Origin of the sequence: Pseudarthrobacter raffinosi (assembly GCF_023913735.1) — a bacterium.
GTDB lineage: Bacteria > Actinomycetota > Actinomycetes > Actinomycetales > Micrococcaceae > Arthrobacter > Arthrobacter raffinosi.
Map to the genome: position 1 here is coordinate 20,903 of NZ_JAMXBH010000032.1, position 10,179 is coordinate 31,081.

The 10,179-nt window shown below is 64.8% G+C and carries 12 protein-coding genes and 2 pseudogenes; 7 read left to right on the plus strand and 7 right to left on the minus strand.

What is annotated here, in order from left to right; all coding sequences use genetic code 11:
* Positions 1-26: 26 nt before the first annotated feature.
* A pseudogene (locus NG698_RS21870) lies at positions 27-343 on the plus strand (NAD(+)--rifampin ADP-ribosyltransferase); the annotation flags it as partial.
* On the plus strand, positions 309-494 hold the full coding sequence (locus NG698_RS20680; RefSeq protein WP_308293062.1) for a carboxymuconolactone decarboxylase family protein: 186 nt from the start codon (positions 309-311) through the stop codon (positions 492-494). The pseudogene NG698_RS21870 and the gene NG698_RS20680, both read left to right, overlap by 35 nt.
* A gap of 83 nt (positions 495-577) precedes the next feature.
* Here the strand turns inward: NG698_RS20680 and NG698_RS20685 are convergent, their stop codons facing one another.
* The gene (locus NG698_RS20685) at positions 578-1,354 is read right to left on the minus strand and encodes an alpha/beta fold hydrolase (protein ID WP_252612071.1); all 777 of its coding nucleotides are present in this window, start codon (positions 1,352-1,354) and stop codon (positions 578-580) included.
* 96 nt (positions 1,355-1,450) lie between these two features.
* Entirely contained in the window at positions 1,451-2,119 is a 669-nt protein-coding gene (locus tag NG698_RS20690; RefSeq protein WP_252612073.1) for a metal-dependent transcriptional regulator, read from the minus strand.
* Between the two features lie 52 nt (positions 2,120-2,171).
* On the opposite strand from NG698_RS20690, the gene NG698_RS20695 reads away from it, so the two are divergent.
* The 4 genes from NG698_RS20695 (at position 2,172) to NG698_RS20710 (ending at position 5,793) form a co-directional block, all read left to right on the plus strand.
* Positions 2,172-3,323, plus strand: coding sequence for a multicopper oxidase domain-containing protein (locus NG698_RS20695; RefSeq protein WP_252612075.1), 1,152 nt, complete (start codon positions 2,172-2,174; stop codon positions 3,321-3,323).
* Positions 3,320-4,567: a ZIP family metal transporter gene (locus NG698_RS20700; protein WP_252612076.1), complete on the plus strand. Its 1,248-nt coding sequence runs from the start codon at positions 3,320-3,322 to the stop codon at positions 4,565-4,567. The genes NG698_RS20695 and NG698_RS20700 overlap by 4 nt, the downstream gene beginning before the upstream one ends.
* A gap of 312 nt (positions 4,568-4,879) precedes the next feature.
* Positions 4,880-5,104: a hypothetical protein gene (locus NG698_RS20705; protein ID WP_252612078.1), complete on the plus strand. Its 225-nt coding sequence runs from the start codon at positions 4,880-4,882 to the stop codon at positions 5,102-5,104.
* 116 nt (positions 5,105-5,220) lie between these two features.
* Complete coding sequence (locus NG698_RS20710) at positions 5,221-5,793, plus strand: MOSC domain-containing protein (RefSeq protein WP_252612080.1); 573 nt, start codon at positions 5,221-5,223, stop codon at positions 5,791-5,793.
* Here the strand turns inward: NG698_RS20710 and NG698_RS20715 are convergent, their stop codons facing one another.
* A complete protein-coding gene (locus NG698_RS20715) occupies positions 5,794-6,165 on the minus strand; it encodes a VOC family protein (protein ID WP_252600498.1) in 372 nt (123 codons plus the stop codon).
* A gap of 93 nt (positions 6,166-6,258) precedes the next feature.
* Complete coding sequence (locus NG698_RS20720) at positions 6,259-6,990, minus strand: TetR/AcrR family transcriptional regulator (protein WP_252612082.1); 732 nt, start codon at positions 6,988-6,990, stop codon at positions 6,259-6,261.
* Positions 6,991-7,159: 169 nt separating this feature from the next.
* Between NG698_RS20720 and NG698_RS21875 the strand changes: the two genes are divergently transcribed.
* The gene (locus tag NG698_RS21875; RefSeq protein WP_252612084.1) at positions 7,160-8,164 is read left to right on the plus strand and encodes an NAD(P)-dependent alcohol dehydrogenase; all 1,005 of its coding nucleotides are present in this window, start codon (positions 7,160-7,162) and stop codon (positions 8,162-8,164) included.
* Between the two features lie 81 nt (positions 8,165-8,245).
* Here the strand turns inward: NG698_RS21875 and NG698_RS20730 are convergent, their stop codons facing one another.
* The 3 genes and pseudogenes from NG698_RS20730 to NG698_RS20740 all read right to left on the minus strand — a co-directional run.
* Positions 8,246-9,226: a manganese catalase family protein gene (locus NG698_RS20730; protein ID WP_252612086.1), complete on the minus strand. Its 981-nt coding sequence runs from the start codon at positions 9,224-9,226 to the stop codon at positions 8,246-8,248.
* 145 nt (positions 9,227-9,371) lie between these two features.
* A complete protein-coding gene (locus tag NG698_RS20735) occupies positions 9,372-9,617 on the minus strand; it encodes a hypothetical protein (protein WP_252600490.1) in 246 nt (81 codons plus the stop codon).
* Positions 9,618-9,833: 216 nt separating this feature from the next.
* Positions 9,834-10,179, minus strand: a pseudogene (locus tag NG698_RS20740) (HNH endonuclease signature motif containing protein); the annotation flags it as partial.

A 10,179-nucleotide genomic window follows, 5' to 3' on the forward strand; every position in this document is an offset into this window, starting at 1 on the left:
GGGAGCGGAAGACGGCGAACTATATCTACCTGACCGCCACGTTGGATGCGGCTACCTGGGAGCGGAGCTCGGGGTGGGCGAGGGACCAGGCAGGATCTACCGAGTCGAACCCACAGGACCCTTTGAGGATGACCCCAACCTGACGGACAAGAAGTTCCCTGGCAACCCCACGAGGTCCTACCGCACCCAAGAGCCCCTGCGCGTAGTTGACGAGATCTTGGATTGGCAGCCCCATTCCCCCCCCAGGGGCTTCAGAACAAGCGGAACCACCTTGAAGAACTCAAACGGCTGGGCATCGAGGCAATCAACTGAACTCCCGCGTAGTCCAGCGGGAGCGCAGTGAACTCCCACCACGGGACCGCAGCCTCGTCACTGTTGCCAGCTTGGTCACCGGCGGCAGCACGGAGCAGCTCCGAGGACATCTCGTCCGGGCCAAGGCCAATGGCCTCACCGAAGCCGAACTCAAGGAAATCATCATCCACCTGGCTTTCTAGCGGGGTGGCCCAAAGCCATGTCCGCCATCACGGTAGCCAAGGAAATCTTTCGCTCCTGAATCCGCGCACGTCCGCTCTCTGTTTCAGAGGGGTGCTTTGGCGGTGATGAACTGCCGGATCCACTGGATGGTTTCCGGGCGGTCCAGGTGGAGGCCGTGGCCGGCGCCGGGGACTTTGACCAGCGTGGAGCGGCGGATGTGCCGGTGCAGCTGGACGGCGTTGGGCATGGGCGTCAGGGCGTCGTGCGTGCCGTGGAGGATGAGGGTGGGCGATTCGATGGCGCCGAGCCGGCTCCACGCATCGTGGTCCCAGCTGGCGCGGAAGTGGCGTGCCTTGGCCCAGGCGGAAGCCCGGGAGTTGAAAAAGGTGTGTGTTGCATCGGGGTGGTCGGCGGCCCATTCCGGCGCGAAGAACAGAGGCTCGAGCCGCGCCATGTCGCCGCTGACCAGGGCTTCCATGGCGTCCTTGGTGGGCTCGGCTCCGGCCAGTTTGCCTCCGCTCGTGGCAGCAAGGATCAGCGCGCGAACCCTCTGCGGGTGGTCGATGGCGAGCCACTGGGCCACCCGCCCGCCCATGGAGTGGCCGTACACGTGCGCACTGTCCACGTTCGCCGCTTTGAGGACAGCAGCCGCATCGGCAGCGAGGAGCCGTGTGGTGTAGCGGCCGGCGTCGCTATTGCTGCTCCCGCCGATCCCCCGGTGGTCGAAGCGGATGACGCGGAAATGCTGTGCCAGGGCCGCCGCCGTTGGTCCCCAACCGTCCATGGCCGTTGCCTGGCCGGCGATCAGGAGCAGGGGCTCGCCCTGCCCTTCTTCGACCCACGCCAGCTCGGCGCCGTCGGGAGCCAGGGCAATCTTCACCGTGACACTCTATCTTTACCGGCGGTCAGGCCGCTGTGGTGCAGGGCACTGCGGGCATAGACGTGCCAACCCGGAACGCTGTCCCGGGGGGGGCCCTTAGTTTGCCACCACCCAGATTGCTTCGGCCGCGGAGGGGCCCAGATCAACGTCGCGGTCGCCGACCCGAATCGTGGTCACGTCCGCATACGGGCGGTGTGCCAAGACTTGGAGCCGGGTGTCCGGTCCCAGCCCGAGCTGGGTGAAGTACCGGAGCATGTCCGGGTCCGCGTCCGAGATTCTTGTGATGGTGACCGTCCGTTCCGGTTCCACGGATGTCAGGGGATCCCCTTGCGGGGGGTGCGGTAGCCCATTTCCCGAGGGGATTGGGTCGCCGTGTGGATCCCTGGTGGGGTGGCCGAGCTTCTCGTCGATGCGCTGGATCATGGTGTCGGAAACGGCGTGTTCGAGGATCTCGGCCTCGTCGTGTACCTCGTCCCAGCCGTACCCCAGAATCTGCACGAGGAATGTTTCCAGAAGCCGGTGCCTGCGCACCATTTCGACAGCGTGTGCCCGGCCGGCGGGCGTCAGTTCGATGCTGCCATAGGGGGCATGGGTGACCAGGCCCTGCTTTGCCAGCCGACGGATGCCGTCCGAAACGGTTGACGGTTTCACTGCCATCCGCTCGGCCATGGCGCCAACAGTGATGGGAGCCTCGGCCCATTCCGTTGAGGACCAGATCATCTTCAGGTAGTCCTGCGCGGAAGCTGTCAGCTCGGAGACGGTCATAACCCCATATTACCAGCCGAACATGAATGTTAGACTGGCCTAACATAAGTGTTTGACCAATGGAGATGAGATGGACGGCATGCCGAAACCTGAGGGAAAGACGATGCCGACCCGGCGTGCCATGCTCACAGGAGCGGCGGCCTTCGCCGCCGCGCCTGCGCTTGCCGGCTGGGCACCGTTGGATTCCAAGGATCCCGGGCATCACGCCGGACACGGCACGGTCTCAGGTCAGGCAGCGAAGACCTCCACGGGCGGTTCCTCAGCGGCGGGCGCTGGTTCGCCCCGCACGGACTCTGGCCACATGGCGAACCATGCCGGTCACGCAGGCTTCGCCGGCGGTTCCGTCCCGCCGGAGCGCGCCGGGATGGACCCGACCGCGATCCTGCACGATTTTGACCGAGGGACGACCAGTAAGCTTCCGGACGGCCGCACCCTCCGGGAATGGGACATCGTCGCGGTGGACAAAGATTTCGAGATCGCCCCCGGCGTGACGTTCCCGGGCTGGAGCTACAACGGCCGGATCCCCGGTCCCACTCTCTGGGCGCAGGAAGGCGACGCCCTCCGGATCCACTTCACCAACGCCGGCGCGCACCCCCACACCATCCACTTCCACGGGATCCACCGGGCCGAGATGGACGGCACCCCGGGGATCGGCGCCGGGTCCATCGCTCCGGGCCAAAGCTTCACCTACGAATTTGATGCCACACCATTCGGCACGCATCTCTACCACTGCCACCAGTCACCACTGGCGCCGCACATCGCCAAGGGCCTCTACGGCGGCTTCATCATCGAACCCAAAGAAGGCCGGCCGAAAGCCGACAACGAAATGGTCATGGTGATGAACGGGTATAACACCGACGGCGGCGACGACAACGAGTTCTACTCCGTCAACGGCCTGCCCTTCCATTTCATGGACTTCCCTGTCCAGGTCAGGCAGAACGAGCTGGTCCGGATCCACCTGATCAACGTCCTCGAATACGATCCGATCAATTCCTTCCACGTGCACGGGAACTTCTTCCACTACTACCCCACCGGGACCATGCTGACGCCCACTGAATACACCGACACCATCTCCCAGGTGCAGGGCCAGCGCGGCATTGTGGAGCTCCGCTTCCCGTACCCCGGCAAGTACATGTTCCACGCCCACAAGACCGAGTTCGCTGAACTGGGCTGGATGGGCTTCTTCGAGGTGAGCCCATTATGAGCCTTGACGAAAAGTCAGCTGCCGCTCTGGCCGCAGCACCCCACAGGCGGCCGCCGGTCCCGCGGTGGCTGCTCGGCATTGGACCGCTGGTCCTGATCGCCATCCTGCTGGGCCTATTCACCATGCTCAACGCACCCGGTCTCAACAAACTCTCCGAGGGTGTTCCGCCGAAGGAGGAGGTCGCCGTCGAAGACGTCCGCCTGACGGCCGGCCAGATCGCCATCACCGTCCGGAACGAGGGACCGGATCCGGTGTCCATCGCGCAGGTCAATGTCTCGGACTACTACGCCGTGTTCACGCAGACCCGGGAAACCATGGCGCCGCTGGAGTCCACCACCCTCACCATCATCTACAACTGGGTGGAAGGGGATCCCTACGAGGTGGCGCTGGTGACCTCGAACGGCGGCAAGATCCCGGCGGTTATAGACGCGGCCGCCCTGAGTCCGGAGCGCGGCAGCTCCTTCTTCGGACTCATGTTGCTCATGGGGATCTATGTGGGCGTGATACCCGTGGCCCTGGGAATGCTGTGGATGCCGTTCGTGCGCCGTTCGTCCGCGTCCTGGGTCCGCGTCCTCTTGGGAGTCACCGTCGGGCTGCTGGCCTTCCTGGCCATCGACGCGACCCTCGAAGCCGTGGGACTCGTGGCCGGCAGCGGCGCGTTCGGCGGCCCCATGGTCGTCTTCCTCGGCGCCGTGACCGCCTACCTCATCCTCGAGGGAACGGATGCGTGGATGCGCCGGCACCAGAACTCGACTACCGCCGGCCAACTTTCAGCCCTGCCGCCCCAGCACCTGCCGCCCCAGCGTCTGGCGCTGTTGATCGCCATCGGCATCGGCCTGCACAACTTCGGCGAAGGCCTCGCCATAGGATCCGCCTACGCGGTGGGCTCACTCGCCCTGGGCGCCTCCCTGATCGTCGGTTTCGCCATCCACAACACCACCGAGGGCCTGGCGATCGTCACCCCGCTCGCCAAACAAGCCCCCGGCCTGGGCCGCCTGGTGATCCTGGGACTCATCGCAGGAGCCCCCGCGGCCGCAGGAGCCCTGATCGGGGCGACCGTTTATCAGCCGGCCCTTGCGGCCTTCCTGCTCGGCATCGGAGCCGGAGCCGTCGCCCAGGTGGCCGTCAAACTCCTGCCAATGCTCAAGGACACCGCGGGCAAGACCCTCACCCCGCTCACCGGTGCCGGCGTCGTCCTGGGCATGGGACTGATGTTCGCCACCGGCCTGCTGGTCCAGGCCTAGGCCTAGGCCTAGGCCTAGAGACGTACGACGGCGGGACCTCCCGCCGTCGTACTCTGGCGCTTAGTCAGGCTCCCCCGATTTTTTCGGCCCACCTATTGCCCAGGGACCATCGCTTCAGGCACACTGGCTACAGATCCGTAGGAACAAACGCTTCCGCCGATCCAGCCCGCCGGACAATTCGGCCGGCCACCGCCCCATCAGAGATGCCGGGCAACCCCTCTGGAACCACCGCTTTCCGCCTCCCCGGCACGCCCGGCGCCGGAAGCCTGCGCCTCCCCAGAGTCCCGGGATCCCGCCGAGAAAGAGACCACCATGATCAAGCGCCACTCTGACCTCGTCCTGGCAATCACAGCCCACGATCCTGACACTGTCGAAAACGACCTCAACACCGCCGTGGAAATGGCCCGCGAGCACGCCATGAGGGAAAGCCGCCACGGCATCCTGGTCACCCAGCACAGCTTCACCAGCTACACGGTCGCCGTCAGCCGCGATGTCCCCTACGGGCAGACACACGAAAGGCGCGATCTCCCCGCATAGCAGTAAGGCGAGCGGACGACGGCGGAACCTCCCGCCGTCGTCCGTTTGCGTTTGGAACCGTTCCCCACTGCGCGAACGGACACTTAAGCCCCCGCGCGGCGGAGTAGTTTTGTGGCATGACGGAAACCTATCGGTACGACGTGGAGGTCCTGCACCTGCTGGTCTCGCCGGCGCACGCCTACTTCGGCCGCGCCCGCGAGGGTGCCGCGGACGTCCCCACCACGGATGCAGGGCGGGTGGAGTTCGTGGCGGGCAAGGGCATCGTCGGGGACCGGTTCTTCGGCAAGGCCGCGCACATGGACGCCGCCGTCACCGCGTTGGCCATCGAGTCACTCGAGGCCATCGCTGCGGAGCTGGGAACCGCACAGCTGGACCCGCTCCTGACCCGGCGCAACGTCGTGCTCCGAGGCGCCCACCTGGCTCCGCTCCTGGGGCACGACTTTGCTCTGGAATCCCAGGGAGACCTGGTGCGGCTCACGGCCGGGCGGCCCGCCCATCCCTGCGTCTGGATGGATGAGATGCTGGCCCCGGGGGCGCACAAAGCAATGCGCGGGCGGGGCGGTGTGCGGTGCCGGGTACTTTCCGACGGCGTCCTGCACCGCGGGCCGGCGGTGCTGGTCAGCCCCGTGCCGCTGGAGCCCGAACGGGCTGGCGAGGCAACGGTGTTGCGGGCGTCGCGGCTGCCCTAGTCAGACATGCTGATCCACGAGCACCGGATTGCCGTCCGGATCCACGACAATAAAGCTCCCCGGCCCGCTTATAGCTTCATCAGCCTCGGAAACGAACTCAGTGCCTGCGGCTTTGAGTTCCCGCTGGAGGTCGCGCACATCGGTGAAGGAATCCAGCGCTTCCGCGTTCTGGCTCCAGCCCGGGTTGAACGTCAGCATGTTCTTCTCAATCATCCCCTGGAAGAGGCCAATAACGGTCTCGCCGTTCTTGAGGATCAGCCAGTTCTGGGTGATATCCCCGCCGAAACTCGTGAAGCCCAGCTTCTCGTAGAACGCAGCCGACGCCGCGATGTCCTTAACGGTGAGGCTGATCGAAAAAGCGCCGAGCTGCATGCGTAACTCCACTCTCAAAGGGACGGGTGTTCCGATGATACCCACGGACGCAAGCGGACGACGGCGGGAGGTCCCGCCGTCGTCCGCTCCCGGTCAGCCCCGCTCGAGTCGGGCGGCTGCGGAGCTGTAGTCCCGCTGGTGCAGCCGTTCGATGCCGTCGAGGAGGAGATCCAGGGCGAACTCGAATTCAAACTGGTCGTCGCAGCCGCCGCCGACAACCGAGCCGTCATCGTGGCTGGCAGCAGTCGCCACCTGCAGGACGTTCGGGTAGCTGGCAGACATTTCCTGGAACATGGCAGCCTGGACTTCCGGCGCCACGTCAGCCGGCCCTTCGCCGGACTCGCTGGCGGCCGAGTCGAACAGTTCCTGCGTGAAGCCCCACATCCGGCTTCCGATGGCGTGCATCACGTGGTGGGTGAGATCCACCGAGAAGCCCCCGGTGAGGAACATGCCAATGAACGAGTCCATGTAGCCCAGGACGGCGGGGGTCCGGTTGGTGCGCGTTTCGAGGACGGGCCGGGCCCACTTGTGGCGCTGGAGGACGCGCCTGGCCGAGAGCACCCTCAGCCGCACGGTGCTCTTCCAGTCAACATCGGCAACGGGAGGATCAATCTCGCCGATGATCACCTCCACCATGCCGTCGAGGAGCTCGTCTTTGTTGGCCACGTGTTTGTAGAGCGCCATGGGCACCACGTCGAGTTCCTGGGCGAGCCGGCGCATGCTGAGCGGGCCGATCCCCACCTCATCAGCGAGGGAGACGGCCGCCTGCAGCACGCGATCCCGGTTCAACCGCGGCCGGCGTTCCACGGAAATCTGCTGAGCCACTGTTCCCTGCTTCCGACGGTATATACATCTTCCATTGACAAGTGTACTAAGTACACCTACAGTCATTTTCATCAGAAAGGTGTACGCCGTACACCTTGTGTAAAAGTCGGGAGTTCATCATGAATCCAACCCAGCCGGCGACTGCCACGGCCGCTGCCGGAGCCTCGCTGTGAAGGCCGCGACGTACCGCCGCTTCGGCGGCCCGGACGTCGTCAGCGTCGAGGAGATCCCCCAGCCGCCACCGCGGCCCGGAGAAGTGCTCATCAAGGTCATGGCCAGTACTCTCAGCGCCGCCGACTACCGCGCCCGCAGCCGCAAGGTACCCGCGGGGCTGGAGGCACTCACGGCGCTGGCGCTCGGCGTCTTCCGCCCCCGGACCCGGGTCCTTGGTATGGACATTGCCGGCGTAATCGACTCCGTCGGCCAGGGCGTGACCGCGTTCCGGCCCGGCGACGAGGTTATTGCGATGCTCGGCGCCAGGTTCGGCGGGCATGCCGAGTACGTCTCGGTCCCGGCTGACGGGCCCATCGCCGCCAAACCCCGGAACATGGGCTTCGAGGAGGCCGTCACGTTGATTTTCGGCGGACTCACGGCCAAGAACTTCCTGGGCCTGGCGGCCATCAAGCCCGGAGACACTGTCCTCGTCAACGGAGCATCAGGCGCGGTGGGAACGGCGGCAATACAGCTGGCCAAACACCTGGGCGCCCATGTCACCGCCGTGTGCAGCGGAGCGAACAAGGAACTGGTCGAATCACTCGGGGCGGACAGCTTCATCGACTACACCACGGATGATTTCACCGAAGCGGACACAACGTACGACGTCGTTATGGACTGCGTCGGGAACGCTCCGTTCACCAAGGTGGAGGGGTCCATCACACCGGGAGGTGCCCTGCTCCTGGTCATCGCCGACCTCAAAGGACTTCTCGGCGCACGGGGACAGAGCCGCCGAAGCGGCAAGCTGGTCACCGCCGGCAGCCTCAAGCTCACATACACCGCCGACGACGTCGCTTTCCTTGTGGGCCTCGCGGAGGAAGGAAAGTATCAGGCAGTCATCGACCGGACCTACAACCTCGCCGACGTGGTCGAGGCCCACCGCTTCGTGGACACCGGACGCAAGCGGGGCAATGTGGTCCTGCGCGTCCACCAGCTTCAGGGACAGATGCCAAACCACTGAGGCGGCTAGACGGACGGCGCACCGTAAAGCGGACGACGGTGGGAGGTCCCGCCGTCGTCCGTCCTCAGATCATCCGCCCGCCTAGGACTTTTTTGCGGACTTTGCCGGAGCCTTGGCTTTGGTCTCTTTCGGGCTGTCTGCTTCCTTGAGCTCCACCTCGGCGGTGGCCTGGATCAAGGCGAGCAGGTCGGGATCGAGCCCAGGTGAGAACTCCTCACGGCATTCGGGTGAGGTGGTCATGGGGAAGCCTTCGGGGGCGACGTCGGTGCTGAGTTCGGTGCCGTCATTGGAGGGCGAGGCTCCACGGTAGAGCTTTCCGGCCTCGCTGAGGTTATCTGCGCTGAACGTGTACTGGATGCTCTGCAGCCTCTTGTCCAGCAGCTTCTTAACCTCGGGGAACTGCTCGGCATTGGTTTTGGGGATGGGCAGCACTTTGCCCCAGTTCACGCCCAGGCTTTCCAGCGCCTTGGCGAAGGCGTTCTCGTGGGCCTGGTCCCGGACAATGAGATACGCGATCGTGGACCGCGCCGTTTTGTTCTCCGTCATCTCGTAGATCCGGCACTTCTGCAGCCGGCCGGTGGATTCCAGCATGAGGTTGTACAGCAGGTCCAGGACCAGGTTGCCGCTGTTGTAGACGTAGGATCCGCTCCAGGGGTTGCCCGCAGCGTCTACCGGCAGGGCACCCTGGGCGCCCACCAGGTAGTGGTGGATATTGCTGGTGTCCAAAGCTATTTTCAGGGGTGTGGCACCTTTGGCACCCGGCTCATCCACGGGATCAGTCTTCTTGCCCTGGTACCGCGGAGATCCGTCCAGGAGTTGGGAGATAGTGGTGCCGATGAGCTCGACGTGGCTGATCTCCTCAGTACCGACGCCCTGGAGCAAGTCCTTATAGGGCTTGGAGGCAGGATCGCCACGGAAGTTCATGCTCTGGAACAGGTACTGCATCATGGTGCGCATCTCGCCGAACTGCCCGCCAAGGCCCTCCTGCAGCGCGTTGGCTGCAGCGGGATCAGGCTCGTCGGCGGCGATTTCGTTGATCAAAAGCTGTGTATGCAGGTACATGGGCTTCCTCACTTATTGAAATGATGACGGGCTGTTGACGCGCTCCGCGGCACCACCATAAGCGTGCTTAGGGATAATTGGCAAGCATGCTTACTATTTTGGGCATGGCTGAGGGCCAGTCAGCGGCAGCTCTGCACTGCGGCGGTCAATCGTCGTCGTGGTGGACAGCGGCAACGTCCCCGCTATCCACCGGACCCGCCTCTTCGGACTCAGGCACCGCATCGTGGTGCGGATCGTCTTTGTGGAGGGCTTCCTGGAGGTGGTGCTCTAATTTCTCCTCCGCCTCTCGGCGGCGTTGACCCACGGTCCGCATTTGCTGCGTTGTCGGAGCGGCGTGGGCGTGCTGGTGTGGGCCGTGATCCTGCGGGCCGTCAGCGATCTTCTCACTCATACTGAAATCGTCCCACCGTCCGTCAGTGTCGGGAAGGCTCCACTTCAAGTGCGAAGGACGACGCCGGGACCTCCCGCCGTCGTCCGCTTGTCTCTGGCGCGCTACGGGGTTGCCGGGCTCCAGGGTTGCGATCACCGGCGGCGAAAACCCGGAGGCAGGCTAGGGCCGGCACTGCGCAGGGTGCAGGGTGCATGCGCAGGCTGCTTTTGGGCACCGTCAGGCGGTGGAGTGGAGGAACCGTTCCACGCGGTCCTCGCCCAGGGATATCCCGGTGTGAACAAAATCCGGATCGCCGTAACCTTCACGCCGAGTGGGGAGCCGGTGCCCGGTCCTGCGCCCTTCCGGTTTCGGTTCTTTTGGCCAGTGTGGTGGTTCCCAGTCCTGGTGTTCACTCTTGTAGTGCCGGCCAGTGGGCGATATCCAGCCGGGTGGTTCGTTCTTTGTGGCTGGTGTGGGTTCCCAGGCGCTGGTGTGTCTCATGCGGTGATGTTTAGGGCAGGGTTGACCCAAATTCGATACGCCGGTGGTTCCGCCCTTGTCCCAGGCGAGGATGTGGTCCGCC

Excerpts from the sequence above, each read along its gene's own strand:
- NG698_RS20690 (WP_252612073.1), bottom strand. The coding sequence starts at position 2,119 with ATGACCGTCTCCGAGCTGACAGCTTCCGCGCAGGACTACCTGAAGATG.
- NG698_RS20715 (WP_252600498.1), bottom strand. The coding sequence starts at position 6,165 with ATGCAGCTCGGCGCTTTTTCGATCAGCCTCACCGTTAAGGACATCGCG.
- NG698_RS20710 (WP_252612080.1), top strand. The coding sequence starts at position 5,221 with ATGACGGAAACCTATCGGTACGACGTGGAGGTCCTGCACCTGCTGGTC.
- NG698_RS20735 (WP_252600490.1), bottom strand. The coding sequence starts at position 9,617 with ATGAGTGAGAAGATCGCTGACGGCCCGCAGGATCACGGCCCACACCAG.
- NG698_RS20730 (WP_252612086.1), bottom strand. The coding sequence starts at position 9,226 with ATGTACCTGCATACACAGCTTTTGATCAACGAAATCGCCGCCGACGAG.
- NG698_RS20705 (WP_252612078.1), top strand. The coding sequence starts at position 4,880 with ATGATCAAGCGCCACTCTGACCTCGTCCTGGCAATCACAGCCCACGAT.
- NG698_RS20700 (WP_252612076.1), top strand. The coding sequence starts at position 3,320 with ATGAGCCTTGACGAAAAGTCAGCTGCCGCTCTGGCCGCAGCACCCCAC.